This is a genomic window from Pasteurella dagmatis (assembly GCF_900186835.1).
GTDB lineage: Bacteria > Pseudomonadota > Gammaproteobacteria > Enterobacterales > Pasteurellaceae > Pasteurella > Pasteurella dagmatis.
On record NZ_LT906448.1, the window covers coordinates 150,265 to 176,532 of the forward strand.

Here is a 26,268-nt window from a genome sequence, read left to right on the forward strand (position 1 = left end):
TCCTCGTTACTTATTGAGCTTGATTTTATCAACCCATTTGTTGATGAGGTGGTTTCGCATTTCATTTGAACCAAATTTATCAAAGTCATAATTGATCAAATTGAGTTCATTTGGTTTGAGTGCATAAGGTGAAGGTGCAGCATTGACGTTCGTTGGTACGTGATGTGATTGTGCTTCTTTCCACGATAATTCTTGTGCTTCTTTAGACATCACCCAGTCAGCAAATAATTGTGCATTTTTTAAATTACGTGCATCTTTGATGATACTGATTCCACCAAGCTCATAACCCGTGCCTTCACAAGGGACAACTAACTCTATTGGTGCACCATTTGCTTTCTCAAAAGAATAATTTTGTAAGAAACCAATCCCTATTGTAGTTTCTCCACGAGCGGTATTGCGTGAAGGTGCTGTTCCTGCTTTAGGATACTGAGAAATGTATTGATCGATTTTTTTCAAATAATCAAACGCTTTTTCTTCACCCCAAAGTTGAACAAATGTCGCTATCGCTGTGTAAGCAGTACCAGAACTTTGTGGATCGGCAATTTGAATTTCATTTTTAAAGCGCGGATCAAGTAAGTCTTTCCAACATTTTGGCACCTCATTGATTCCTAACTTTTTCAAACGCTCAGTGTTCACACCAAAGCCTAATACTCCCATATAAACAATAGAACTATAACCATTGCCTAGTGATTGGAATTGAGGCATTACCTCCGAAATTTTTGAAGATTTATATGGGGTTAATAATCCTAATTCAATCGCTTGTTGGTGGGTATCAAACGGGCCACCATACCATACATCAGCTTGCGGGTTATTTTTTTCTGCATCGATTTTAGCCAGGGTGCTGCCAGAGCTATTGCGAATAAAAGAGGTCTTTACATCATATTTTTTTTCGAACCCCTGTACCGCTTTTTCACACACAACATTTTGAGCACTACAATAAACCGTCAGGCGTCCTTCTGCATTAGCTTGTAATGCTAGAAGTGCGCTACCGAATAAAAGTGCGGTCGAAATAGTGGAAATTTTGAAAGTGTTCATAGGTACTCCTATTTATTCAATTTCACTTCTTCAACCCATTTGCTGATTAAGCGTTTGCGTTCTTCTGCCGCACCATATTTTTCAAAATCATAATTGATTAAGTTGAGTTTAGTTGGATCGAATGCTGTCGGTGATTGTTCTGCAGTTGTGTTTGTTAAGATTTGTAAACTTTTACCTTGTTTCCACGCTAATTCTTGACCTTCTTTTGATAATGCCCAGTCCACAAAGCGTTTAGCATTATCTAAGTTACGTGCGCCTTTTAGAATACTTACACCACCAAGTTCATAACCGGTTCCTTCACAAGGTACAATCATTTCGATTGGTGCACCTTGTTGTTTTTGTAATGCATAATCGTGTAAGAAACCAATACCGATTGTTGATTCACCGCGAGCGGTATTATTTGATGGAGTGATACCCGATTTAGTGTATTGTGAAATGTTTGGATGGAGTTGTTTGAAGTAATCAAATGCACCACTTTCTCCCCACAGTTGAACAAAAGTTGCAATTGCTGTATAAGCTGTGCCAGAACTTTGTGGGTCTGCAATTTGAATTTCACCTTTAAGGCGTGGGTCAGTTAAATCTTTCCAACATTTTGGTACGTCATTTATACCAAGTTTTTTTAAACGCTCGGTATTTACACCAAAACCTAAAATTCCCATATAAATTGCAGAGGTGTAGTTACCTTTTATTTTAGCTGGGTCTTGGAAGCGTGGTATAATTTGATCCACATTTGGCGAACGATATGCTTCAAGTAAGCCTAATTCACCTGCTTGAGATTGGGGATCGAAAGTACCGCCATACCAAACATCTGCTTGAGGGTTGTTTTTTTCAGCTTCGATCTTAGCGAATGTACTGCCTGAGCCGTTACGAATAAAAGAAGTTTTGACATCGTGTTTTTCACCAAAGGCCTTCATTTCAGCCTCACACATTTCATTGGTTGCACTACAATAAACCACGAGGCGACCTTTCGCATTAGCATTGCTTACAAATACAGTGATACTTAAAAGTGCGGTTGAAATTGCAAGTGTAAATTTATTAAGTCTCATATTAAATACCTCTCTAAGTCAATTGTAATAGATGGAATAGGTTTACATTAAAATTCAAATGCTACCTGAAAGATGAAAGGAATACCGTGAGAGTTATCACAAAATCAAGATAAAGTAGCAGATAGGCTGCTTTTTTGCAGTAATCCGGTATTACTTGCTATCAAAATGGTATTTTTTTCTTTATAATTTACAGAATAAATTTACAGTTCTTTTAGGTTATCAAATATGCCAAATTCAATCCCTTCATCTAGTATTATTATTGCGATTGCTGGTGCTTCAGCATCAGGAAAAAGTTTAATTGCCTCTACTGTTCATCGTGAGCTTTGTGATGAGTTAGGTTGTGAAGAAATTGGTATTATTTCTGAAGATTCTTACTACAAAGATCAAAGTCACCTTGCATTTGAAGAACGCATCAAAACTAATTATGACCACCCAAATTCAATGGATCGAGATCTTCTGATCGAGCACCTCAAAACATTAAAAGCGGGAAAAGCAGTTGATATCCCCGTTTATAGCTATGTAGATCATACACGTACTGATGAAATTACTCATTTTGAGCCGAAAAAAGTAATTATCCTTGAAGGTATTTTATTGCTGACTGATGAACGTTTACGCGATGAAGTGAGCGTTTCGGTATTCGTTGATGCACCGTTAGATATTTGTTTTATTCGTCGTTTACAGAGAGATATGAAAGAACGTGGGCGTTCGCTTGAGTCTGTTGTAGAACAGTACCGCAAAACCGTGCGACCAATGTTCTTGCAATTTATTGAACCTTCTAAACAATATGCGGATATTATCATTCCTCGAGGTGGGAAAAACCGTATCGCCATTAATATGTTAAAGGCGCAAATTAGACAATTACTAGCTAAACGCTAAGGAAACTTACGATGAGATTATGTGATACTGATATTGAGCGTTATTTAGATGAAGGCATCATTTCACTGACCCCTCGTCCTGAAAATGACAAAATTAATGGAGCAACCATTGATGTACGTTTAGGTAACTCTTTCCGTGTTTTTCGTGAACATTCTGCACCTTTTATTGATTTAAGCGGGCCGAAAGAAGAAGTCTCCGCACAGCTAGAATCTGTGATGAGTGAAGAGATTCTGATTGAAGATAATGAAGCTTTCTTTTTACACCCAGGTGAATTGGCTCTCGCAACAACACTAGAGTCCGTAAAATTACCTGCCAATATTATTGGTTGGTTAGATGGTCGCTCTTCTCTGGCTCGTTTAGGTTTAATGGTACATGTGACTGCACATCGTATTGATCCAGGTTGGGAAGGTCGTATAGTACTAGAGTTTTTTAATTCCGGTAAGTTACCCCTAGCTCTACGTCCTAATATGGTAATCGGTGCCTTGAGCTTTGAAGTATTAAGCGGTTCAGCAGCACGCCCATATAGTAGTCGTAAAAATGCTAAATATAAAAATCAGCAAAGTGCGGTTGCTAGCCGAATTGATGAGGATAAATAAAATGTGGAAAAAACTCATTGTTGCTTTCAGTGTAATGATTGTTTTAGTGTGCATAGTGGGTTATGTGCAATTACAACGAGTGAATGATGAGTTGACACAGCGCTTGAAGCAACAGAATATTATTTTTCAAACGCTTGATTTTGATCTTTATCCTAACACTCAATTGACATTATCTAATGCTAATTGGGATAATCCTCAAAAGGATGCTAAAGTGCGGTCTATTTTTGCAGAGAAATTGCATTTAGAGCTGGACTTTTGGTCATTATTCCAACCACAAAATGCGGTGAGAAAATTGAGTTTTGAAAACGCAAAATTGTGGTCAAATGAAAAGAAAGAACCTGAATTTAGCAAAATTAATGGCGAAATTACAGGTGATTTTTTTCTTGATACTCAAAGATTTTCTTTTGCAAATGCAGAAGTGAATATTCGTTTTGATAAACCAATTTTACTTAACACGAAACAAATCAAGCTTTCTATTGCTAAAGGTGAAATTCTTCGTATAGCCCACTTGCAATACCAGTTTCAATGGGATTATGTACGTTTAAATGGCGAAGATTTTCCGTTCTTGAAAGCACAACTGAATATGAACTCACCTAGAGTGCTTGAGTTAAATGGTCAAATTGACTACTTAAATCAACGTTCTTCATCGACTTTTACGTTGAATGCACAATCAGATTCGATATCAGCTAAAAAAATACATATTCAAGGGGAAAATATTATTGCAGAACAGTGGCTGAAAGTGCTTGATTTACCTCTATTAATCTCTGGTACCACAGCATTGGTGGGGGATCTGATGGTATATGAAAATCAAGCTAAAAATGGCGAGTTTAATATTTCAGTACAACAAGGTGAATTGAAAGGATTAAATTTGCTTACTTTAGTGAAAAAATATTTACCTATAAATATTGATGAACAGCCGTTAAAAGAAAAAAATACGGATACTTCATTTGATTCTATGACTGCTAATGTCAAATGGGATAAAAATAATGCGTGGTTAAATCAACTTGTGCTTAAAACAAAATATATTACCGTAACTGGTAATGGCAGCGCAGACTTAGCAACAATGCAATGTGATATTACCTTAAATTTAGGTTTAAGCCAGTTAGAATATGATTATTTCCAATTACCAATTCGTTTTTTTGATAACTGCCATTCACCCCAATATAAAGTCGAATTTAATAAAAATTTCCGCCATCAGTTGAAAACTATCCTAAAAGAAAAATTCCGATAATGTATGTTAACTATTGAAACCGTAAAGCGGATAAAATTCGCTCGTGTACTGACACTTGCTGCCGCTGGATTTATTTTTAATACTACCGAATTTATTCCTGTCGCATTACTTTCCGATATTGCCGCTAGCTTTGAAATGCCAATTTCTCAAACAGGGCTAATGATTACTGTGTATGCTTGGATCGTTTCCTTATTATCGTTGCCCTTTATGCTAATGACGGCTAATTTAGAACGTCGTAGTTTATTACTAAAATTAGTTGCCTTATTTTTCGTTAGCCATGTGATTTCCGTTATTGCTTGGGACTTTTGGGTATTGCTAATTGGTCGGATCGGAGTTGCTTGTGCACACGCCATTTTCTGGGCGATTATGACATCGTTAATTGTCCGAGTCGCACCGAAAGATAAAAAAGCACAAGCTATAGGCTTACTTGCGATTGGTTGTTCTTTAGCTATGGTATTGGGTTTGCCATTGGGGCGAATTATTGGACAATCTCTAGGTTGGCGCGCTACTTTTGCCGCAATTACCTTGATCTCATTTATTATTCTGATTCTGCTTTATAAATTATTACCACACTTGCCAAGTAAAAATGCGGGCTCACTAAAAAGTATTCCAATGCTATTTAAGCGCCCTCTATTAGTGGGATTATATACGTTAACTATTATCATTATTTCAGCACATTTTACAGCATACAGTTATGTTGAGCCTTTTATGCTTAAAATTGGACAAATGACAGGGAATATGACGACAATTATTTTATTAGTTTTTGGTTTCTCTGGTATTACGGCAAGTTTATTATTTAACCGTTTTCATAATTATGGACCCGCAAAATTTTTGACTATTTCAATGGTAATTCTCGTCTTATCATTAGCTTTATTACACCTTTTTAGAGGTAATCAATGGTCAATGTTTTTACTTACTTTCTTATGGGGGATTGGAATTTCAGGTATCGGCTTGAGCTTGCAAATCCGAGTGTTGCAACTAGCACCTGATGCAACAGATGTCGCAATGGCGATTTATTCAGGCATTTATAATATTGGTATCGGTGGTGGAGCGTTATTAGGTAATTTAGTAATGCAACAAGTAGGCTTGGAAAATATAGGTTTATCAGGTGCATTATTTGCTTTATGCGGATTAGTTATCTTCCTTACTATTCATTTACGCTATCGGTATAAACCATTGCAACGTAGCTAACCTACTAATTTTTCTATTAATTATTCAATAAAAGTGCGGTCGAAATCTTAAAAGTTTTTACCGCACTTTTATTTTAGAATATTAGTCGAAATGAGATACAAATAAAGTGAGTATGGGAAAGAAATGGGATTTTTATAAGAAGGTAAAAAAATTGGTATTAAAAATGGCGGTGAGAGAGGGATTTGAACCCTCGATACACTTTCGCATATACACGCTTTCCAGGCGTGCTCCTTCAACCACTCGGACATCTCACCATTTTGAACAGGGTGTGAACTATAAAAATTTAACGTAATTTAGTCAAGTATTTTTTGCGTTAGAACATAAAACATCAGCTTAAATTGAGATAAAATAAACACCTCATTAGATTTTTATTTTTTGGGTTATATATGTTAAAAAAATGGTTCTTGACCAAAAATGTATTTTTAGCGGTAAAGCCGTTTAGCGCATTAAGAGATAGTTTTCGTGCAGGATACTCAAAACAGCACTTAGTCAGAGATATTATTGCAGGCTTAACTGTAGGAGTAATAGCCATTCCTTTATCAATGGCGTTAGCAATAGCAAGTGGTGTTCCCCCTCAACATGGTTTATATACAGCAATTGTGGCGGGGATGATTATTGCATTAGCGGGAGGTTCTCGTTTTAATGTATCAGGACCAACTGCTGCATTTGTTGTGATCTTGTATCCAGTTACCCAACAATTTGGTTTAAGTGGCCTATTAATGGCAACTTTGCTTTCAGGACTTATTTTGGTTTTAATGGCACTATTCCGTTTAGGTCGCTTAATTGAATACATTCCGCTACCTGTTACCCTTGGCTTTACTTGTGGCATCGGGATTGTGATTGCCACATTACAAATTAAAGATTTCCTTGGTTTAACTATCGAGGCAATGCCATCACATTATTTGGGTAAAGTGCAAGTAATTGCCGAGGCGTTACCTAGCATCAACTGGGCTGATGCAGGTGTTGGTATTATGACTTTACTTATATTAACACAATGGCATAAGTTACGTTTACCCATTCCTGGACATTTGCCTGCGGTGATGATTGCGACTTTATTGTCTTTGGGGTTAATCTCATTTGACTTCCAAGTAGCAACGATTGGCTCTGCTTTTCAATATACCTTATCTGATGGTACAACCGGTTTTGGTATTCCAAATGCCTTGCCTGAATTTATTTTGCCTTGGAATATTCCTAATGCACAGGGTGAGTTAATCGAATGGAATTTAACAACAATTCAAACCTTACTGCCAGCCGCGTTTTCAATGGCTGTATTAGGGGCGATTGAGTCCTTATTGTGTGCGGTGATTTTAGATAATATGACAGATACTAAACACCACTCAAATAACGAATTATTGGCTCAAGGTTTAGGGAATATCGCTGCACCATTTTTAGGTGGTATTACTGCTACAGCAGCAATTGCTCGTTCAGTAGCAAATGTCAAGGCTGGTGCAGTGTCTCCTATTTCTAGTGTTATTCACGCACTTTTAGTACTCTTTGCGTTACTTTTCTTTGCTAATGCATTGTCTTATTTACCACTTTCTTCAATGGCTGCATTGTTGTTGGTCGTCGCGTGGAATATGGCTAATATTCCTCAAATTATCCAATTGATTCGCCGTTCAGGTCGTAATGAAATTGCCGTTTTGCTCACTTGTTTAGTGCTAACTGTGATTTTCGATATGGTAATTGCGATTACTGTTGGTGTGTTATTGGCGAGTCTATTGTTTATTCGTACTATTGCAGAAATGACAAAATCCATTGAAATTGCTCATCCAGAAGATTTAGATGATGTACTAGTTTATCGCATTAGCGGACCGCTCTTTTTTGCTGCAGCAGATAATTTATTTGCGGATTTACACGATAAAACGGTTCATACCGATCATGAAATTAAGCATATTGTATTGCAATGTGATGCAGTTACAGTGCTGGATACCGGGGGAATTCACGCCTTAACCCGCTTCGTTCAACATATGTTGCCACATCAGCAACTATATATGTGTAATATGCAGTTTCAGCCGTTACGGATGATTGTGAAATCTAATACAGTGAATGAAATTCAGAAAATCAATTTTGCTTCTGATTTACAAGATGCATTTAATAAAATCAGAGTGTTTGAGCAACAAGCATAAGGTCTTTAAAAGGAGATAAGAATGGCTTACACCACTGCACAAATAATTGAAAAATTACGTTCTTTACAGGTGATTCCTGTGATCGCATTAGAAAATGCAGAAGATATTTTGCCTTTGGCAGATAGCTTAAGCCAAAATGGTTTGCCAGTGGTTGAAATTACTTTCCGCTCACAGGTTGCGGAGCAAGCAATTCGCTTATTATGCGAGAAACGTTCGGATATTTTTATTGCCGCAGGAACTGTTTTAACCCAAGAGCAAGTTATTAAAGCTAAAAATGCAGGTGCAGATTGTGTGGTGACACCTGGTTTTAATCCTAAAATAGTAGAACTTTGTCAAAACCTTGACTTTCCAATCATTCCTGGCGTGAATAATCCAATGGCAATTGAGGCTGCTTTAGATATGGGGAATAATGTAGTGAAGTTTTTCCCTGCTGAAGCATCGGGCGGTGTATCAATGATTAAAGCGTTATTAGGACCTTACCCAATGTTACAAATTATGCCAACAGGGGGGATTGGGTTAAAGAATATTAAGGATTATTTAAATATTCCTCAGGTTATAGCTTGCGGTGGTTCTTGGTTTGTTGAAAAAAATCTTATTCAACAACAGAATTGGGATGAAATTGGGCGTTTGACACGTGAAGTGATAGCACATATTAAGATTAAATAATAAAAAGTGCGGTTGTTTTTTGTCTTTTTTCTGTACATTTGAATTATTTTACTGATAAATTGTCTAATCTAATTCTGATAGAGTCTTATAAGGAAAGTGAATATGAATTTTAATCGTATTTTAAACGAAGTATTAAAAACTGTGACCAAATCAGCTGGGCAAATTAATAAACCTAGCCAAAATACCGCTGATACTATCACAAAAGTAGGTGGGGGGGCTGCATTAGCAGGTATTTTATCAATGGTTCTTGGCAGAAGCGGGGGAGCAAGCCTTACTAAATTAGGTTCTTTAGCGGCACTAGGGAGCTTGGCGTATAAAGCGTATCAAAGTTATCAAAACAATCAGACATCTCAAACAGATAATTTATCTGAAGAGGCGTTTACGACAGCACAACAAACAGAAGATAGTGGTGCATTGATTTTGCGTACTATGCTTGCAGCAGCTATTTCTGATGGTGTGTTAGATAATAGAGAAAGAGATTTGATTGTGCAAGAAGGTGGTAATGAGCCTGAATTACAACAATGGTTAGAGCAAGAAATTGCAAATCCAATTAGTGTAAATGAGATTGCAAGAATTGTGGGGAATGACACCGCACTTGCAACTCAAGTCTACCTTGCAGCACGTATGGTGTGTCAAGATTTGTCTCGTAAAGAAATTGTATTTTTGAGCCAGCTTGCACAAGCATTGAATTTAGATGATGCCTTAGTTGAGCAATTAGAAAAACAAGCAGGTTTCTAATTTTTGGATACTCAAAGAAAAAGACCTCGGTTTTTATCGAGGTCTTTTGATTTATCGTGTTGAAAGTTGGAAGATCATTGCTTCCGCTTGGCAACTAAAGGTGAATTGTGCTTTCAATAATGCTCCATCATCCACTTTTTGAATTTCGCTTTGAATGTCACAAGGATCACTTTCCGCTGCTTTTGCTTTTTCAGAGAGGTAATTCAGTGCCTCTTGTGCTAATTCTTCTGTTGCATAAACTTGTTCAAAATCAACTGTACAATCAGAACCATCAATAATTGTGCCCACATCGACACAACAACAAGCTTTTGCTTCTTCTGGATTACATTTTAATTTGCTCATAATATTATCCTTAATGATGTTTAAAAATTTATCTTATTCTATCATTGTTCCCATTTTTCGTAAAATTTAACCGCACTTTATGTAAGTCAAATTTATCTTGGTTTTTTAAGACAAAAAAATTAGTGAAAAGTGTCCTAAATACTGGTCTGAACTCTTAAAAAAGATACAAATAAATTTGCACCAATAGTAAGACTTCTTTAGAATCCAAACGCTTATTAAAAAATAATTTAAATAACAAGGGCTAAAAATGGCAAAAACGAGCAAATTTACTCAAACTTTTCTTTCTTCTCTTTTAGCATTGGCTGCTGATAGTGCATCAGCTGCAGCATTTCAATTAGCAGAAGTATCTACCTCCGGTTTAGGCCGTGCGTATGCAGGTGAAGCTGCAATTGCAGATAATGCAGCAGTTGTTGCAACAAACCCTGCCTTGATGAGCTTATTAAAACAAGCAGAGGTTTCGGTAGGCGCAATCTATGTCGATCCAAATATTGATTTAGAATCTCCAGCAAGAATTTTCTCTTATAAGAATATTGCACCAAATGCAATCGTACCCAATCTTTACAGCGTATATCCAATTAACGACAAATTTGCTGTAGGTGGTGGATTAAATGTAAATTACGGTTTAGCAACGGAGTTTAATGAACACTACGCAGGTGGTTTCCTAGGTGGTAAAACAGATTTAACGGCACTAAACTTTAACCTAAGCGGTTCCTACAGATTAACTGATAAATTAAGCTTCGGTTTAGGCTTAAACGCAGTTCACGCAAAAGCAGAATTAGATCGTTATGCGGGTAAAGGTTTGCAATTTAAGGCGTTAGAGGCTAAAGCAAAAGCTGAAAAGGCTGCAGCTGCAGCAAAAGCAGGGCAACTATCTCTAGCAGATGCAGAAAAAGCTCATAAAATAGCAGAATTTGCAGGCGCATTAGCTCAAAAAGTTCCTGAAACTGCAATTGTCTCTAAATTAAAAGGCGATACTTGGGACTTTGGCTGGAATGCAGGTTTAGTATATGAGTTCAATGATAACAACCGTATTGGTGTAGCATATCATTCACAAGTAGATTTGAAATTTAACGGTAAATATTCAAATCAATTCCCAACAGCAATGGCTCAGCAATTAAAATTAGCAGGTATTACTGCAACTGGTGGTGCATCAATCCCCGGTTCATTGAATTTACCATTGCCAGCCTATTGGGAAATTTCAGGTTACCACAAAATGACCGAACGTTTCGCAATGCACTATAGCTATAAATATACGCAATGGAGCAAATTCAAAGAGTTACGTGCATTAGGTGCTGACGGTACAACATTATTCCAAAAAACTGAAGAGTTCAGAGATTCTTCTCGTATTGCATTTGGTGCAAGTTATGATGTAGTTGATGCATTAACACTTCGCACAGGTATTGCTTATGATGAAAGTGCAGCGCAAGATCACCACAGTGTATCAATCCCTGATACAAACCGTACTTGGTATAGCTTTGGTGCAACTTACCGTTTGACACCAAACCTTTCTGTTGATGCAGGTTTCTCACACTTACGCGGTAAGAAAAACACATTTAAAGAAGAAGGTGTTCAATTCATTAGTAAGGCTAAAGCAAACATTTACGGCTTAAATGTAAACTACCGTTTCTAATTTAGCCTAAAATCTTAGATAATAAAGCGTACTTTGGTACGCTTTTTCTTTCGGAGAGAATTATGTCTGAGATTTATTATTGTTATTACTTATCTCCAGTAGGGCGTTTATTAATGCTTGGTCAAAAGGGAAAATTAACCAATTTAGATTTTGAACAAGAACAAATTCCACCTCATCCTGCTTGGATTTTTGATGAAAATCAGCCACTATTTTTGCAAGTCAAACAATCGCTTGATCGTTATTTTGCTGGTGAAAAAGAAAGTTTTCAATCTATTCCACTATTACTCCAAGGCACAGAATTTCAATGTAAAGTTTGGCAAGCATTGCGACACGTTCCCTATGGGCAATACTCAAGCTATGGTGAGTTAGCGAAACAAATCTATAACCCTAATGCAGTGAGAGCTGTTGGTGGTGCAGTTGGGCGTAATCCTATCAGTATTATAATTCCTTGCCATCGTATTTTAGGTAAAGATCACACTTTAACAGGTTTTGGTGGTGGTTTACCGACGAAACGTTATTTATTGCAATTAGAACAGATCTCTTATGTGGATAAAGGTGTTGAGTTTGTGAAGCCAAAACTATTAAAGAAATATCGTGAAAAATAATTAAAAAAGACCGCACTTTATGATACCGAGAACAGAACAAGAGTTGCTACAAAAAGCGCAAAATATTGCAGGTTTAAGGCTTGCTGAACTCGCTGAAGAATTATATATCCCAATACCGTCAGATTTAAAACGCAATAAAGGTTGGGTGGGAATGTTAATTGAAACGGCGTTAGGGGCAGCAGCAGGTAGTAAAGCTGAGCGTGATTTTGCTCATTTAGGTATCGAATTAAAAACTTTACCCATTAATTCAAAAGGGTATCCGCTTGAAACCACTTTTGTTAGTCTCGCTCCTTTAATTCAAAATACAGGAGTGACTTGGCAAAATTCTCACGTTAAGCATAAGTTAAGTCGAGTATTATGGATTCCTGTGGAGGGAGAACGCCAGATCCCACTTGTAGATCGTCATATTGGCCAAGGGATTTTATGGCAGCCCACAGCTGAACAAGAATGGCGATTACAACGTGATTGGGAGGAGCTAATGGAATATATTACATTGGGTAAATTAGATCAAATTACTGCTAGGTTAGGTGAGGTTTTACAATTAAGACCAAAAGGGGCTAACAGCCGATCATTGACCAAAGGTATTGGTAAAAAGGGCGAAATTATTGACACATTACCTTTAGGGTTTTATTTGCGTAAAGAATTTACCTATGAAATTTTACAAAATTTTTTAACAAATTAAGCTGAATTATTTTGCATTTTTATTACAACAATATATTATTTGTACGTTTTTTAACAAAAGGGAAAAATAATTATGTTTGAATGGCTTGCTAGCCCAGAAGCTTGGGTTGCACTTTTTACATTAGCCGCACTTGAGATTGTGTTGGGGATTGATAACATTATTTTCATCAGTATTTTAGTGGGGCGTTTACCTGAACATCAACGTCAGTCAGGGCGTTTAATTGGTTTAGGTTTGGCAATGGGGATGCGTATTGCATTGTTGTTGTCCCTTTCTTGGGTAATGTCTTTAACGACACCGCTCTTTACTGTCTTAGGGGAAGAAATTTCAGGACGTGACTTGATTTTATTAATTGGGGGCTTGTTCCTTGTAGCGAAGAGTACGCACGAAATTCACCACGCAATGACCCCTGCAGAAGCAGGCGAAGCGGATAAACCAAAAGCAGCAAGCTTTTTAGGTATTCTCACCCAAATTGCGATTTTAGATATTGTATTCTCTCTAGACTCAGTGATTACCGCAGTGGGTATGGTGGATCAAATTGGTGTAATGATTGTAGCTATTGTCCTTGCTGTTGCAGTGATGATGTTTGCTGCAAAGCCAATCGGAGACTTTGTTGAAACACATCCAACATTAAAAGTATTAGCATTATCCTTCTTAATTTTAATTGGTGTTGCTTTAATCGCAGAAAGTTTAGAGTTCCACATTCCGAAAGGCTACATCTACTTTGCAATGGGCTTCTCTGTTGTGGTAGAAATGATCAACATTAAAATTCGTAAAAAATTCCTTAAAAAACCAGCAGCATAGTTTTACTATTTGGTTTTTATAATATAGAAAGGCGGAAACAATCTTCCGCCTTTTGTTTACTATAATTAATGAGCTTCGTCCCAGTTTTGCCCTACGCCAACATCGACAATCAAAGGCACCACCAGTTGTGCTGCTTTTTCCATAGTTTGTTTAATTAATTGGCTAAATTCTTCCACTTTTTCTGACCGCACTTCAAATACTAATTCATCGTGTACTTGCATAATCATTTGAATATCAGGATTTCCAACAATTTGCTTATCTAAGTCAATCATTGCACGTTTAATAATGTCAGCAGCTGTGCCTTGCATTGGTGCATTGATCGCAACACGTTCAGCTGCTTTTCGACGGATTGCATTCGATGAATTAATATCTGGCAAATATAAACGGCGATCAAATAAGGTTGCAACATAGCCTTGTGCTTTTGCCGTTTCACGGATGTCCGTCATGAAAGTTTGTACACCCGGGTAACGTTGAAAATATAAATCCATATATTTTTGTGCATCATTGCGCGGAATACCTAATTGACGAGATAAACCAAATGAGCTCATTCCATAGATTAAGCCGAAGTTAATTGCTTTTGCACTGCGACGCTGTTCGCTAGTCACTTGTTCTAATGGCAAGCCAAAAATTTCTGCTGCGGTTGAACGGTGAATATCTTTGCCTTCGCTAAAAGCGTTGATTAACCCTTGGTCTTTCGACAAGTGCGCCATAATACGCAATTCAATTTGTGAATAGTCCGCCGCAACCATTGTGAAACCTTCACGTGGAATAAACGCTTGACGAATGCGGCGACCTTCTTCATTACGAATTGGGATATTTTGTAAGTTTGGATCACTTGAAGATAAACGGCCTGTCGCTGTTACGGCTTGATGATAAGACGTGTGCACGCGACCAGTATGCTTGTTGATCATTTGCGGTAATTTATCGGTATAAGTGGATTTTAATTTACTTAAACCACGATGTTCGACTAGTAATTTTGGTAATTCGTGATCGTAAGCGAGTTCTTCCAACACTTCTTCATTGGTTGAAGGCGCACCTTTCGGTGTTTTTTTCAATACAGGCAACCCGAGCTTATCAAATAGAATTTCTTGCAGCTGCTTTGTCGATGCTAAATTGAATGTTTGTCCAGCAAGCTCATAGGCTTGCTGTTCAAGTGCGGTCAATCTTTCTGCAATTTTATTTGATTGTGTCAAAAGTGTATTACTATCAATCAGTACTCCATTACGTTCCATACGAGAAAGTACAGATAACAAAGGCAATTCCATTGTGCGATATAATTTGACTAGCGTAGGTTGTTCTGACACTTTCTCCCATAACACTTGCTGTAGTTTCATTGTAATATCTGCATCTTCCGCCGCATATGTAGTAGCGTGTTCAAGAGGAATTTGGTCGAATGTGAGTTGTCCTTTACCTTTACCTGCAATCTCTTCAAAACTGATGGTTTGATGTCCTAAATAACGTTTGGCTAAGTCGTCCATATTATGACGACCAGTACTGTCTAACACATAAGAAAGTAGCATTGTGTCGTAAGTCACACCTTGCACATTAATTCCGTTACGGGCAAAAATACTTAAATCGTATTTGATGTTTTGTCCGACTTTTTCAATCACAGGGTTTTCTAAAATTGGTTTTAAGCGTGAAAGTGCAGTATCAAAATCAATTTGTTGTGGTGCTCCAATGTAATTATGACGTAATGGTAAATAAGCTGCTTCGCCATTTTCTAATGCAAAGGAAATACCGACTAAATTTGCACTCATATAATCTAAATTATCGGTTTCCGTATCAACTGCGATAAGTTTTGCTTGAGCGAGTTTATCCAACCATTTTTCAAAATCAGCAACAGATAAAATACATTCATATTTGCTGCGATCAATCTCAATTTTGACTGCACTTTCAGGCTCTGTTGCGGGTGGCGTGGCTTGATAATTATTGATTTTGACGGGCTGTTCAGAGCCATTAGTCACTGAACTAGAACCATTATGCATAATCTCAGTTAACCAACGTTTAAATTCATAACGGCCAAAATATTCCACTAACTTATCATTATTTGCAGATCCAAAAGTTAATTGTTCTGGTGTAATTTCCAGTTTTACATCTGTTTTAATTGTAGCAAGTGCATAGGATAGATCTGCCATTTCTTTAGCTTCAAGTAATTTATCACCTAATTTTTTAGCACCACGAATTGGCAACTCGGCGACTTTTTCTAAATTGGCATAAATATCAGTCATATTGCCAATACCTTGTAATAAACTTAATGCAGTTTTTTCTCCCACACCTGGCACACCAGGAATGTTATCTGAGCTATCGCCCATTAAAGCGAGGTAGTCGATAATTAATTCAGGTGGTAAGCCGTATTTTTCGATGACGCCTTCACGATCTAAAAGCGTATTGTTCATTGTGTTGATCAGCATAATATTGTCGTCGACAAGCTGTGCCATATCTTTATCGCCAGTACTGATCAATACTTTTTTGCCTGCTTTTGAGGCTTGCACAGCTAGAGTACCGATAACATCATCAGCTTCCACACCCTCAACCACTAATAAAGGAATTCCCAGTGCACGGATAATGTTGTGTAGCGGTAAAATCTGGCTTCGTAATTCATCCGGCATGGGTGGACGGTGTGATTTGTATTGTTCAAACATTTCATCACGGAAAGTTTTGCCTTTTGCGTCAAACACAACAGCAATATGGCTTGGTTGTACTTGTGAAATTAAACTTTTCAGCATGTTTAATACGCCATACATTGCTCCTGTTGGCTCATTCAGAGAGTTAGTTAGAGGAGGGAATGCGTGAAAAGCTCGATATAGATAAGATGAACCATCGACAAGTACTAATGGGTTTTCTGCAATTTTTGCCATAAATTATCCGTTTTTTGAAATAAATATTTACTGTTTATTATAGCTTAAAAGAGGATTAAAAGTGCGGTGAAAAAATTGAGAATTTTTTTGATTGCGCAGAATATTTATCCGATATGTGTAAATATTGAGGAAATAAAAGAAATATCCTGTGATCTTCATCACATTACAAGGGGACCTTTATATAAATTTTATCATTTCTTTGTTAAATTTTACTCTCAAAACAAATGTGGTTATTCAAGGAGAATACAATGAAAAAATTAAAATTATCTGTGGCAGTTAGTACTTTAGTTTTATTAGCAGCTTGTTCGAATCAACAAGCTTTGGAGCAAGCGAACCAAGCAAAATTACAACAACAAGCTGCATTGGGTTTAGTTTGGACACAGCAATCAGGTGAATATGCAGCATTAGCACACCAAGCATTTAACTCTGCAAAAATGGCATTTGACCACGCTAAAGCAAAAAAAGGTAAGAAAAAAGCGGTTGTTGTAGATCTAGATGAAACAATGATTGATAACAGTGCTTATGCAGGTTGGCAAGTACAAAATGGTCAGGGTTTTTCTCCAAAAACTTGGACAAAATGGGTTGATGCAAGACAATCAGCGGCAATTCCGGGAGCTGTAGAATTTTCTAACTATGTAAATGCGAATGGCGGGACAATGTTTTTCGTGTCAAACCGTCGTGATGACGTAGAAAAAGCAGGTACAGTTGATGATATGAAGCGTCTTGGCTTTACGGGTGTGAATGATAAAACTTTATTATTGAAAAAAGACAAATCAAATAAATCTATCCGCTTCAAACAAGTTGAGGATATGGGGTATGACATCGTATTATTTGTAGGTGATAACCTAAATGACTTTGGTGATGAAACCTATAAAAAATCTAATGAGGAGCGTCGTGCATTTGTAATGAAAAATAGCAAAGCATTTGGCAAAAAATTCATCGTATTACCAAATAACAATTATGGTGATTGGGAAGGTGGTTTAGATAAAAGCTACTTCAAAGGCAATGCACAAAGCAAATTAGATATTCGTGCTAAAGCGATCCACGCTTGGGATGGCAAATAATTTTAGCTTAACTTATCGATTGAAATAAAAAGGTCTAGTAAATTCACTAGACCTTTTGTATTCAAACAGCGGAAGACATATTTCATCAATTATTTAATTCAGGATGAGATAAAAGCTTAAGCTAAACGAGCTTTCGCTTCTGAAATGGCTTCTGCAACACGCAATGGGGATACACCACCTTTCGCACAGCGTTTATCTAAACAAGATTGTAGTGAAAGGATCTCATACACATCTTCTTCAACAACCTCACTAAATTGTTTAAATTCAGCCACAGTTAATGCTTCTAACGCTTTATGCTGTTGAATTGCATAGACAACCGTTTCACCCACAATATGATGTGAATCACGGAATGGTACGCCTTTTGCTACAAGATAATCCGCCAATTCCGTCGCATTCGAATAGCCTTTTAGTGCAGCTTCTTTGGTGCGTTCAACATTGACTTGAATGCCATCTAATACAAGCGTTGCCATATCAACGCAGTCTTGCCAAGTGTCTAGTGCGTCAAAAATTCCCTCTTTGTCTTCTTGCATATCTTTGTTATATGCTAGAGGCAAGCCTTTTAATGTCATCAACATACCGGTTAATGCACCCATTACACGCCCTGCTTTACCACGGATAAGTTCACAAGCATCAGGGTTTTTCTTCTGTGGCATCAATGATGAACCCGAAGTTACACGATCGGAAAGCTCTACAAAGTTAGCTTCGCCACTGTTAAAAATAATCATATCTTCTGCGAAACGTGAAAGGTGAGCCATACTTAATGATGCGGTAGAAAGCAACTCAACAATGTGATCGCGATCGGATACACTATCCAAGCTGTTGCGAGTAGCAAAGCTAAAGTTAAGATCATGCGCCAATTGTTCACGATCAACTGCATAAGCGGTGCCTGCTAATGCACCACTACCAAGTGGACAAGAGTCCATTCGTTTGTAAGCATCAGTTAAACGAGAATGATCACGTTCAAGCATTTCTACATAGGCCATACACCAATGCGCAAATGTAATGGGTTGTGCACGTTGCAAATGGGTATAACCCGGCATGACTGCGTGTTGTGTGTTTTCAGCAGTTTGCACCAGTTTGCGTTGTAATTCACGTACCGAGCTTTGTAATTCAAGCACGCGTTGTTTACACCACATTTTTATGTCGAGTGCGACTTGGTCGTTACGGCTACGACCAGTATGTAATTTTTTACCTAAATTGCCGACTTTATCAATCAGTTTGCTTTCCACCCAACTATGAATATCTTCTGCATCATCTTGCAAAATGGCTTGTGGATTTGAGCGCACTTCAATTAATAATTCATGTAATGCAACTTCTAATTGTTGTTGTTCTTGTTGTGTTAATACACCCACACTTACTAACGCTTTTGACCAACCAATTGAGCCTTCAATATCTTGCTCTGCTAGACGATAATCAAAGCGTAATGAGTCATTAAAATCTTTAAAACGTTTATCTGCCGCTTGTGTAAAGCGACCACCCCAAAGTGCCATAATTTCCTCTTATTCTTTTTATGGTTTGATTCTTGTACCAATAATTTCACCGCCAAAAAGTGCGGTCAATTTCTCAGGATATTTCCAGTTTGCAATATCTACACCACGATTTAAAATTTTTGCAGCCTCTAATGCAGCATTGACTTTGACAATCATTCCGTCAGTAATTACTTTATCTTGAATAAGCTGTTCAATTTGTGCTGAATTTAATTCAGGTAAAAGTTGTTTATCTGCATCTAATACGCCGTCAACATCAGATAACATGACCAAATCGGCATTGATTAATGCAGCAATCGCAGTGGCGGCCTGATCTGCGTTCACATTCATTAATAAGCCATTTTTATCTACTGCAATTGAGCTAATAATAGGTAAGAAAGCCTCGCCAAGCAAATTGTTTAGTAAAGTAGGGGTCTTTGGCATCACGGTTGCAACGTGTCCTAATTCAGGAGCAAGCTGCATTGCTGTTGTCATATTACCATCAGCCAAGCATAATCCCACTGGATTTAACTGAAATTTAGACGCTTGTGCAACTAAGGTTTTGTTGGCAATACCGGCTAATGCGCCCGTAATAATATCGATTTGATCACTTGGTGTAACACGCAAACCATTTTTCTTTTTCACCGGTAGTGCAAGGCGTTGCATTAGTTCATCAACAATACAACCACCGCCGTGAACAATCACTAAAGGGCGGTCAAAATTTTTCTGATAATTAGCGAAGGCAGTGAATAAGTTTTCCATTGCCGCTGGTGTATCGAGTAGCACGCCACCTAATTTTACAACTAACGGTTTCATTTAAAATAATCCTAATGTTTCAGTAAAGCCATAACGAATATTAGCGCATTGTACCGCTTGAGCTGCTGCACCTTTTAATAAATTATCTTCTGCACCAATAATGATGATGTAACCATTCTTTGTTGTAAAACCAATATCGCAATATGGAGTAAACTCAACAGCTTTAATGCTTGGTAAGCCTTGTTCATACAAACGAACTAACTTTTTATTTTCATAAGCTTGTTGATATGCAGAACGAATTTGCTCATCAGTCACAGCATCTTTTAATTTTGCAGTGATTGTTGCCAGAATACCACGTTTGAAATTACCTAAATGCGGTGTGAAAATTACTTCTGTACCTAAATGTATTGCAATTTCAGGTTGGTGACGGTGGTTAAATACGCCATAAGCATTTAGGCTCACTTCGCAGAAACTGCTTGTGAGTGATGCTTTACGACCAGCACCACTTACACCGCTTACTGCATTGATGATCGGTAATTGGTTTAAGTCTAATAAATCAGCTTCAATTAATGGTTTTAAACTTAATTGTGAAACGGTTGGATAGCAACCTGCAACAGCAATTAAATCAGCTTGCTTGAGTTCTTCTGTATTCCATTCGGCTAAGCCGTAAACCGCTTGTTTGAGTAATTCTGGGTGTTGGTGTTCGAAACCGTAGAATTGGGTATAAAATTCAACATCATTAACTCGAAATGCCCCAGACAAATCAAAGACTTTACATTGATTTTGCAAGAAAATTGGGGCAAGATTATGACTCACTTCATGCGCTGTGGCTAAAAAGACGAGATCTATTTGTTGTGCAAGTGCAGTTAAGTCCTCAGGCAAAGGCTGTAAAGACAAATCTACAACTTGTTTGAGCTGTGGATGAATATCTGAAATCCTTTTATTTGTATCTTGGCTGTGGCTGGAAACATATAATCCCACCAGTTCAAATATAGGATGGTTGATTAATATACGTGCTAATTCAGCCCCTGTATATCCGCTAGCCCCGATGATAATTGCTTTTTTCATATGATATTGTGCCTTACAATAAGATGAATTTATTAATTTATTAATTTATTAATTTATTAATTTATTAATTGATTAATTATGCTATTATTATGCATAATTAATCAAAAGGCAAGTTATTAAAAAATTAAACGAAAGAAAAAAGGATCTTATTTCTTTTTAGACGATTAATTTGATCTGTTGTACATAGGGTACTGTTTTACGTGATTAAAAAAGATATCTTCTTGTGTTAAGAATTGGTTGAGTTTTTCTTTCTCTACATCCGATAAAGGTCTCTTTTTATCAAGGGATTGGAAGAACTGATTATAATCATTGAAGAATTGATAACACTCAGCTTGTAATGATTCAAATGGACCGATAAGATGATAACAACCATCCCCCTACGTCAACATATGAGCTACGTGTGATGGCGTAATGAGGAGAGCCTCTTGATCTGATGGATTTATTGGCGCATTTCGATAGGTGTTGTAATCTTGGACAAATAAATTCGCTTTATTTATCTCATAACGAGGACCTAGCCATAGAAAATGTAGAGAGAGTGAGTTCTAATAAAAGAACTAAAATATAAATGTGTATTTTAATTTTGTCATAGGTATGTATTTCCTAGAAATGATTTTGAATATATAACAGTCAACTAGAAAGTAAACAAAAAATAAGCAATTGATTATGAAAAAAATACCACCGTTTCTTGAGATGTATTCTCAGCTTATTGCGATGCCGACCATCAGTAGTATTGTTTCAATCGAAGACCAATCTAATCAAAAATTAATCGAATTATTGGCAAGCTGGTTAAATTCACTAGGTTTTAAAACGGACATTATTGCTGTTGAAGGTAGTCGTCATAAATTTAATTTATTGGCAACTTACGGTGAAGGTGAGGGGGGACTATTGCTTGCTGGTCATACGGATACAGTCCCTTTTGATGAAGGGCGTTGGACATTTGATCCTTTTAAACTCACAGAGAAAGACGGTAAGCTTTATGGTTTAGGTACTGCAGATATGAAGGGATTTTTTGCCTTTGTTGTGGATGCAGTTAGCCAATTAGATTTGTCGAAACTCACTAAGCCATTACGCATTTTAGCTACTGCAGATGAAGAAACGACAATGCTTGGTGCGAGAACCTTCATTCAACATACCCATATTCGACCTGATTGTGCCATCATTGGTGAGCCGACCTCACTTAAACCGATTCGTGCGCATAAAGGCCATATTGGTGAAGCGTTAAGAATTATGGGCAAAAGTGGACATTCAAGCGATCCTAGTAAAGGGATTAATGCTATTGAACTAATGCATGAAGCAACAGGTTATTTGATGCAAATGCGCAATGAATTGCGTGAAAAATATCATCATTCTGCATTTGAAATTCCATACCCAACAATGAATTTTGGTGCAATTTCTGGTGGTGATGCAGTAAACCGTATTTGTGCTTGTTGTGAATTACATTTCGATATTAGACCGTTGCCGAATTTACGCTTAGAGGATCTAAATGAAATGTTACAAGAAAAATTAGCACCGATGTTTGAAAAATGGGGTGATCGTATTTCTTTAACCGCATTGCACGAGCCTATCCCAGGTTATGAGTGTGAACATTCTGCACAAGTGGTGCAAGTGGTAGAACAATTATTAGGTGAGCAATGTGAAGTTGTGAATTATTGCACTGAAGCGCCGTTCATTCAGCAAATTTGCCCAACATTGGTTTTAGGACCGGGATCAATCGATCAGGCACATCAACCAGATGAATTTTTGTCAGCAGAGTTTATTAATCCAACTCGTGAATTATTGAGCAAAATGATTTGGCATTTTTGCGCTACTCATTAATCTTTTGTCTATAAAAAGACAATAAAAAAACGGTTTTAAAATCGTTTTTATCACGTTTTAAAACCGTTAAATTTTAGTTCTCAACACAACTTTATGCAGCTATGCTTTTGCTATTATAGAAGTCAAAGTGCGGTTGTTTTTGAGAAAGTTTTCTTCAACCTTATTTTTTCAATTCATCAACTAAACAAGGTTGAATTCTATTTAAAATTTCTTTCACGATACGTGGTGGCGCGGCAACAATATGACCATTCGTTAAGTAAGTGTGACCTGCATTGAAATCACAAACTAAACCACCAGCTTCACGCACGATTAAATCGCCCGCAGCAACGTCCCAAGCTTTGATGCCCATTTCAAAATAACCATCTACACGACCTGCTGCAACATAACATAAGTCTAATGCGGCAGAACCAGTACGACGGAAATCTGCGCATTCTTCGATTAACGTATTCATCATCGCAAATTGAGTTGGCATTAAGCGAGTTTGCTTGAATGGAAAACCTGTTGCTAATACAGTGCCAGTTAATTCACGCTTGTTATCTACACGTAAACGCATTTCATTGATTTTTGCGCCTTCGCCACGTACAGCAGTGAATAATTCATTACGGATAGGATCATAAACCACACCCACTTCAGTGCGGCCTTTTACACGGATTGCAATTGATACTGCAAAATGAGGTAAACCTTTTACAAAGTTTGTTGTGCCATCTAGTGGATCAATTACCCATTGAACATCGCTATCTTTACCTTCTAATGCGCCACTTTCTTCAGTGATAATTGTATGATCAGGATAAGATTTACGGATTACCTCAATAATTGCTTCTTCAGAGGCTTTATCAATATTCGTTACATAATCATTTTTGCTTTTTAACGTAGTTTGAATATCATCACGGCGTTCGTAACCTTTAGCAATAACATTGCCCGCTTTTCGTGCCGCACGAATAGCGATATTTAACATTGGATTCATTGTGTCCACCAGATTTTAAAGAACATAAAAGTGGCGCTCATTATAGGCAATTCAGAAAAAAATGGCGAGAGAAATTTAAAACGCTTTTAGGATTTTATTACAAAATTTCACATAGAAATGACAAATTGTTGACTAAAAATTATGGGCATTATGTTAGAATAGCTTCCATTTTAAACGAGTGACCTTAAGTTATGTTAGACAATATTCGAATTGTTCTCGTTGAAACCTCTCACAGCGGTAATATTGGTTCTGCTGCCCGTGCAATGAAAACGATGGGGTTAAGCCATTTATATTTAGTCGCGCCAAGGCAAGCTATTGATGAGCAAGCTATTGCTTTATCTGCCGGGGCAGAAGATGTCGTGAAACAGGCAGTGATTGTAGATAGCTTTGATAAGGCTGTTGCTGATTGCTCATTAGTAGTAGGTACAAGCGCACGATTACGTCATTTGCAAAATACCTTGATTGAGCCACGTAAATGCGCAATGAAAGCTGTTGAAGCTGTAAAGAGTGGACAAGTCGCCATTGTTTTTGGGCGTGAGCGTATCGGGTTGACGAATGAGGAATTATTGAAGTGTCGTTATCATTTAACCATTCCTGCAAATCCTGAATATTCTTCGCTAAATCTTGCAATGGCAGTTCAATTAGTATGCTATGAATTACGTATGGCTTTTTTGTCCGTAAAAGAAATGTCATTATCACTTTCAACGATAGGAAAAATCTATCCTAATTTTTCGGATATAGAGCATTTCTTTCAGCATACAGAACGCCTTTATACAGAATTAGGATTTATTCAAAATCAATCAGTTATGCAAAAACTCAGACGCTTATATCAGCGAGCGGAACTTGAAAAAAACGAATTAAATATCCTACGAGGGATGTTAAGTGCGGTGGAAAAGCGGATTAAATCGTCTAGTTGAATAGTTGACTAAATTAGTATGATATGTAAAGATCGCGCCACTTGAATAATTATGGGAAAGGTAAGATGAAATTAACTTCGAAAGGACGCTATGCAGTAACCGCGATTTTGGATATTGCATTACATTCAAAAAGAGGCCCAGTTAGTTTGTCTGATATTTCTGAAAGACAGCATATTTCATTGTCATATTTAGAGCAATTATTTGCCAAATTACGTCGATATGGATTAGTAAAGAGCGTACGTGGGCCTGGTGGCGGCTACCAATTGGGCTTACCAACAAATGAGATTTCCGTTGGTATGGTAATTAATGCCGTAAATGAAAATATTGATGTTACACGCTGCCACGGTCGTGGTGACTGCCAAGAGGGAATCGAATGTTTAACTCACTCTCTATGGAAAGAACTTAGCCAGCGTATTGAAGATTTTTTAAACGAAATCACTTTGGCAGAATTGGTAGATAAACACTACCAAAAATTTAATACCATTGAGTTTCACGGTGATTTTGACAATTTGATCATCTTAGATGATTAGTCAAGGTGCGGTACAATTTAAAAGAATTTTTTAGGAGTGAGAAGAAAAATGAAATTACCTATTTATCTTGATTATGCAGCGACTTGTCCAGTTGATGAGCGCGTTGCAAAAAAAATGATGGAATACTTAACTGTTGAAGGCAACTTTGGTAACCCAGCGTCACGTTCACACAAATTCGGTTGGCAAGCAGAAGAAGCAGTAGATATTGCTCGTAATCATATTGCAGATTTAATCGGTGCAGATTCTCGTGAAATTGTATTTACTTCTGGCGCAACAGAATCAGATAACCTTGCAATTAAAGGTGCAGCGCATTTCTACCAAAGCAAAGGTAAACACATTATTACTTGTAAAACTGAACACAAAGCAGTATTAGATACTTGCCGTCAGCTTGAGCGTGAAGGTTTCGAAGTAACTTATTTAAGCCCGAAAGCAGACGGTTTGATTGATTTAGATGAATTAAAAAATACAATGCGAGATGACACCATTTTAGTGTCAATTATGCACGTTAATAATGAAATCGGTGTAATTCAAGATATTGCAGCAATTGGTGAGTTATGCCGTGAACGTAAAATTTTATTCCACGTTGATGCAACGCAAAGTGTCGGTAAATTACCAATTAACTTGGCTGAATTAAAAGTGGACTTAATGTCTATGTCTAGCCATAAACTTTACGGACCAAAAGGTATTGGTGCATTATATGTAAGTCGTAAACCACGCGTACGTTTAGAAGCAATTATTCATGGCGGTGGCCACGAGCGTGGTATGCGTTCAGGTACATTGCCTGTTCACCAAATTGTTGGTATGGGAGAGGCGTATCGTATTTGTAAAGAAGAAATGGCAACTGAAATGCCACGTTTAAAAGCATTGCGTGATCGTTTATACAATGGCTTAAAAGATATTGAAGAAACTTATGTAAATGGTTCAATGGAACACCGTTTAGACAGTAACTTAAACATTAGTTTCAACTACGTTGAAGGTGAATCATTAATGATGTCTTTGCGTGATATCGCAGTTTCCTCAGGCTCTGCTTGTACTTCTGCAAGTTTAGAACCATCTTATGTATTACGAGCGTTAGGTTTAAATGATGAATTAGCACACAGTTCTATCCGTTTCACTTTAGGCCGTTATACCACTGAAGAAGAAATTGATTACACCATTGAATTAGTGAAAAATGCAGTAAACAAACTGCGTGAGCTTTCTCCTCTCTGGGATATGTTCAAAGAAGGGATTGATTTGAATACTATCGAATGGACACATCATTAATT

Annotated in this window: 24 protein-coding genes and 1 tRNA gene; 16 read left to right on the plus strand and 9 right to left on the minus strand. The window is 37.3% G+C overall.

Annotated features, from left to right (window positions below; genetic code table 11):
- Positions 1-6 precede the first annotated feature (6 nt).
- On the minus strand, positions 7-1,035 hold the full coding sequence (locus CKV78_RS00835) for an ABC transporter substrate-binding protein (protein WP_005765325.1): 1,029 nt from the start codon (positions 1,033-1,035) through the stop codon (positions 7-9).
- An 8-nt stretch (positions 1,036-1,043) separates the two neighbouring features.
- Complete coding sequence (locus CKV78_RS00840; protein WP_005765328.1) at positions 1,044-2,081, minus strand: ABC transporter substrate-binding protein; 1,038 nt, start codon at positions 2,079-2,081, stop codon at positions 1,044-1,046.
- A 225-nt stretch (positions 2,082-2,306) separates the two neighbouring features.
- Between CKV78_RS00840 and udk the strand changes: the two genes are divergently transcribed.
- Genes udk through CKV78_RS00860 form a run of 4 tightly spaced genes read left to right on the plus strand, consistent with a single transcriptional unit; the run spans position 2,307 to position 5,975 of the window.
- Positions 2,307-2,957, plus strand: coding sequence for a uridine kinase (gene udk, locus CKV78_RS00845; protein ID WP_005765330.1), 651 nt, complete (start codon positions 2,307-2,309; stop codon positions 2,955-2,957).
- A gap of 11 nt (positions 2,958-2,968) precedes the next feature.
- Entirely contained in the window at positions 2,969-3,553 is a 585-nt protein-coding gene (dcd, locus tag CKV78_RS00850) for a dCTP deaminase (protein ID WP_005765332.1), read from the plus strand.
- 1 nt (position 3,554) lies between these two features.
- Positions 3,555-4,784 carry an AsmA-like C-terminal region-containing protein gene (locus CKV78_RS00855; RefSeq protein ID WP_032855682.1) on the plus strand — a complete coding sequence of 410 codons (1,230 nt, stop codon included), beginning with the start codon at positions 3,555-3,557 and terminating at the stop codon, positions 4,782-4,784.
- Between the two features lie 3 nt (positions 4,785-4,787).
- Positions 4,788-5,975 (plus strand): sugar transporter, encoded by a 1,188-nt coding sequence (locus tag CKV78_RS00860; RefSeq protein WP_005765336.1) that lies wholly within the window; start codon positions 4,788-4,790, stop codon positions 5,973-5,975.
- 164 nt (positions 5,976-6,139) lie between these two features.
- Here the strand turns inward: CKV78_RS00860 and CKV78_RS00865 are convergent.
- Positions 6,140-6,229: transfer RNA gene (locus CKV78_RS00865), tRNA-Ser, on the minus strand.
- A 132-nt stretch (positions 6,230-6,361) separates the two neighbouring features.
- Here CKV78_RS00865 and dauA point away from each other — a divergent pair.
- The 3 genes from dauA (at position 6,362) to CKV78_RS00880 (ending at position 9,505) form a co-directional block, all read left to right on the plus strand.
- Positions 6,362-8,101: a C4-dicarboxylic acid transporter DauA gene (gene dauA, locus CKV78_RS00870; protein WP_005765338.1), complete on the plus strand. Its 1,740-nt coding sequence runs from the start codon at positions 6,362-6,364 to the stop codon at positions 8,099-8,101.
- Positions 8,102-8,122: 21 nt separating this feature from the next.
- The gene (locus CKV78_RS00875; RefSeq protein WP_005765340.1) at positions 8,123-8,767 is read left to right on the plus strand and encodes a bifunctional 4-hydroxy-2-oxoglutarate aldolase/2-dehydro-3-deoxy-phosphogluconate aldolase; all 645 of its coding nucleotides are present in this window, start codon (positions 8,123-8,125) and stop codon (positions 8,765-8,767) included.
- 102 nt (positions 8,768-8,869) lie between these two features.
- A complete protein-coding gene (locus CKV78_RS00880; RefSeq protein ID WP_005765341.1) occupies positions 8,870-9,505 on the plus strand; it encodes a tellurite resistance TerB family protein in 636 nt (211 codons plus the stop codon).
- A gap of 51 nt (positions 9,506-9,556) precedes the next feature.
- Here the strand turns inward: CKV78_RS00880 and CKV78_RS00885 are convergent, their stop codons facing one another.
- Positions 9,557-9,847, minus strand: coding sequence for a YfcZ/YiiS family protein (locus tag CKV78_RS00885; protein ID WP_005765343.1), 291 nt, complete (start codon positions 9,845-9,847; stop codon positions 9,557-9,559).
- Positions 9,848-10,094: 247 nt separating this feature from the next.
- Here CKV78_RS00885 and CKV78_RS00890 point away from each other — a divergent pair, with 247 nt between their 5' ends.
- The 4 genes from CKV78_RS00890 to CKV78_RS00905 all read left to right on the plus strand — a co-directional run bounded on the left by CKV78_RS00890 (position 10,095) and on the right by CKV78_RS00905 (position 13,565).
- Positions 10,095-11,477 carry an outer membrane protein transport protein gene (locus CKV78_RS00890; RefSeq protein ID WP_005765345.1) on the plus strand — a complete coding sequence of 461 codons (1,383 nt, stop codon included), beginning with the start codon at positions 10,095-10,097 and terminating at the stop codon, positions 11,475-11,477.
- 62 nt (positions 11,478-11,539) lie between these two features.
- Complete coding sequence (locus CKV78_RS00895; RefSeq protein ID WP_032855683.1) at positions 11,540-12,082, plus strand: methylated-DNA--[protein]-cysteine S-methyltransferase; 543 nt, start codon at positions 11,540-11,542, stop codon at positions 12,080-12,082.
- 19 nt (positions 12,083-12,101) lie between these two features.
- The gene (gene mutH, locus CKV78_RS00900; protein WP_005765349.1) at positions 12,102-12,764 is read left to right on the plus strand and encodes a DNA mismatch repair endonuclease MutH; all 663 of its coding nucleotides are present in this window, start codon (positions 12,102-12,104) and stop codon (positions 12,762-12,764) included.
- Positions 12,765-12,836: 72 nt separating this feature from the next.
- Positions 12,837-13,565: a TerC family protein gene (locus CKV78_RS00905; RefSeq protein WP_005765351.1), complete on the plus strand. Its 729-nt coding sequence runs from the start codon at positions 12,837-12,839 to the stop codon at positions 13,563-13,565.
- A gap of 65 nt (positions 13,566-13,630) precedes the next feature.
- On the opposite strand, the gene polA is transcribed toward CKV78_RS00905, so the two are convergent.
- On the minus strand, positions 13,631-16,423 hold the full coding sequence (gene polA, locus CKV78_RS00910) for a DNA polymerase I (protein WP_005765353.1): 2,793 nt from the start codon (positions 16,421-16,423) through the stop codon (positions 13,631-13,633).
- A 248-nt stretch (positions 16,424-16,671) separates the two neighbouring features.
- Between polA and CKV78_RS00915 the strand changes: the two genes are divergently transcribed.
- The gene (locus tag CKV78_RS00915; protein ID WP_032855684.1) at positions 16,672-17,487 is read left to right on the plus strand and encodes a 5'-nucleotidase, lipoprotein e(P4) family; all 816 of its coding nucleotides are present in this window, start codon (positions 16,672-16,674) and stop codon (positions 17,485-17,487) included.
- A gap of 116 nt (positions 17,488-17,603) precedes the next feature.
- Here the strand turns inward: CKV78_RS00915 and argH are convergent, their stop codons facing one another.
- The 3 genes from argH to argC are packed head-to-tail and all read right to left on the minus strand — an operon-like array spanning position 17,604 to position 20,777.
- The gene (argH, locus tag CKV78_RS00920; RefSeq protein ID WP_005765358.1) at positions 17,604-18,977 is read right to left on the minus strand and encodes an argininosuccinate lyase; all 1,374 of its coding nucleotides are present in this window, start codon (positions 18,975-18,977) and stop codon (positions 17,604-17,606) included.
- Positions 18,978-18,995: 18 nt separating this feature from the next.
- Positions 18,996-19,769, minus strand: coding sequence for an acetylglutamate kinase (gene argB / locus CKV78_RS00925; protein WP_005765359.1), 774 nt, complete (start codon positions 19,767-19,769; stop codon positions 18,996-18,998).
- Positions 19,770-20,777: an N-acetyl-gamma-glutamyl-phosphate reductase gene (argC, locus tag CKV78_RS00930; protein WP_005765362.1), complete on the minus strand. Its 1,008-nt coding sequence runs from the start codon at positions 20,775-20,777 to the stop codon at positions 19,770-19,772. It lies immediately after the preceding gene.
- A 663-nt stretch (positions 20,778-21,440) separates the two neighbouring features.
- On the opposite strand from argC, the gene argE reads away from it, so the two are divergent.
- Positions 21,441-22,592, plus strand: coding sequence for an acetylornithine deacetylase (gene argE, locus CKV78_RS00935; protein ID WP_005765364.1), 1,152 nt, complete (start codon positions 21,441-21,443; stop codon positions 22,590-22,592).
- Positions 22,593-22,752: 160 nt separating this feature from the next.
- Here the strand turns inward: argE and suhB are convergent, their stop codons facing one another.
- Entirely contained in the window at positions 22,753-23,556 is an 804-nt protein-coding gene (gene suhB, locus CKV78_RS00940; RefSeq protein WP_005765366.1) for an inositol-1-monophosphatase, read from the minus strand.
- Between the two features lie 191 nt (positions 23,557-23,747).
- Between suhB and trmJ the strand changes: the two genes are divergently transcribed.
- The 3 genes from trmJ to CKV78_RS00955 all read left to right on the plus strand — a co-directional run bounded on the left by trmJ (position 23,748) and on the right by CKV78_RS00955 (position 26,266).
- Positions 23,748-24,473: a tRNA (cytosine(32)/uridine(32)-2'-O)-methyltransferase TrmJ gene (gene trmJ / locus CKV78_RS00945; RefSeq protein ID WP_005765367.1), complete on the plus strand. Its 726-nt coding sequence runs from the start codon at positions 23,748-23,750 to the stop codon at positions 24,471-24,473.
- A gap of 65 nt (positions 24,474-24,538) precedes the next feature.
- On the plus strand, positions 24,539-25,003 hold the full coding sequence (gene iscR, locus CKV78_RS00950; protein ID WP_005765369.1) for a Fe-S cluster assembly transcriptional regulator IscR: 465 nt from the start codon (positions 24,539-24,541) through the stop codon (positions 25,001-25,003).
- Between the two features lie 48 nt (positions 25,004-25,051).
- Positions 25,052-26,266: an IscS subfamily cysteine desulfurase gene (locus CKV78_RS00955; protein ID WP_005765370.1), complete on the plus strand. Its 1,215-nt coding sequence runs from the start codon at positions 25,052-25,054 to the stop codon at positions 26,264-26,266.
- Positions 26,267-26,268 lie beyond the last annotated feature (2 nt).

Coding starts and splice junctions, on each gene's coding strand:
- argH (WP_005765358.1), bottom strand. CDS start 18,977: ATGGCACTTTGGGGTGGTCGCTTTACACAAGCGGCAGATAAACGTTTT.
- CKV78_RS00915 (WP_032855684.1), top strand. CDS start 16,672: ATGAAAAAATTAAAATTATCTGTGGCAGTTAGTACTTTAGTTTTATTA.
- polA (WP_005765353.1), bottom strand. CDS start 16,423: ATGGCAAAAATTGCAGAAAACCCATTAGTACTTGTCGATGGTTCATCT.
- udk (WP_005765330.1), top strand. CDS start 2,307: ATGCCAAATTCAATCCCTTCATCTAGTATTATTATTGCGATTGCTGGT.
- CKV78_RS00885 (WP_005765343.1), bottom strand. CDS start 9,847: ATGAGCAAATTAAAATGTAATCCAGAAGAAGCAAAAGCTTGTTGTTGT.
- CKV78_RS00835 (WP_005765325.1), bottom strand. CDS start 1,035: ATGAACACTTTCAAAATTTCCACTATTTCGACCGCACTTTTATTCGGT.
- mutH (WP_005765349.1), top strand. CDS start 12,102: ATGATACCGAGAACAGAACAAGAGTTGCTACAAAAAGCGCAAAATATT.
- trmJ (WP_005765367.1), top strand. CDS start 23,748: ATGTTAGACAATATTCGAATTGTTCTCGTTGAAACCTCTCACAGCGGT.
- CKV78_RS00875 (WP_005765340.1), top strand. CDS start 8,123: ATGGCTTACACCACTGCACAAATAATTGAAAAATTACGTTCTTTACAG.
- argB (WP_005765359.1), bottom strand. CDS start 19,769: ATGAAACCGTTAGTTGTAAAATTAGGTGGCGTGCTACTCGATACACCA.
- CKV78_RS00890 (WP_005765345.1), top strand. CDS start 10,095: ATGGCAAAAACGAGCAAATTTACTCAAACTTTTCTTTCTTCTCTTTTA.
- CKV78_RS00895 (WP_032855683.1), top strand. CDS start 11,540: ATGTCTGAGATTTATTATTGTTATTACTTATCTCCAGTAGGGCGTTTA.
- dcd (WP_005765332.1), top strand. CDS start 2,969: ATGAGATTATGTGATACTGATATTGAGCGTTATTTAGATGAAGGCATC.
- CKV78_RS00855 (WP_032855682.1), top strand. CDS start 3,555: ATGTGGAAAAAACTCATTGTTGCTTTCAGTGTAATGATTGTTTTAGTG.
- CKV78_RS00860 (WP_005765336.1), top strand. CDS start 4,788: ATGTTAACTATTGAAACCGTAAAGCGGATAAAATTCGCTCGTGTACTG.
- CKV78_RS00880 (WP_005765341.1), top strand. CDS start 8,870: ATGAATTTTAATCGTATTTTAAACGAAGTATTAAAAACTGTGACCAAA.
- CKV78_RS00905 (WP_005765351.1), top strand. CDS start 12,837: ATGTTTGAATGGCTTGCTAGCCCAGAAGCTTGGGTTGCACTTTTTACA.
- CKV78_RS00840 (WP_005765328.1), bottom strand. CDS start 2,081: ATGAGACTTAATAAATTTACACTTGCAATTTCAACCGCACTTTTAAGT.
- argC (WP_005765362.1), bottom strand. CDS start 20,777: ATGAAAAAAGCAATTATCATCGGGGCTAGCGGATATACAGGGGCTGAA.
- argE (WP_005765364.1), top strand. CDS start 21,441: ATGAAAAAAATACCACCGTTTCTTGAGATGTATTCTCAGCTTATTGCG.
- suhB (WP_005765366.1), bottom strand. CDS start 23,556: ATGAATCCAATGTTAAATATCGCTATTCGTGCGGCACGAAAAGCGGGC.
- dauA (WP_005765338.1), top strand. CDS start 6,362: ATGTTAAAAAAATGGTTCTTGACCAAAAATGTATTTTTAGCGGTAAAG.
- iscR (WP_005765369.1), top strand. CDS start 24,539: ATGAAATTAACTTCGAAAGGACGCTATGCAGTAACCGCGATTTTGGAT.
- CKV78_RS00955 (WP_005765370.1), top strand. CDS start 25,052: ATGAAATTACCTATTTATCTTGATTATGCAGCGACTTGTCCAGTTGAT.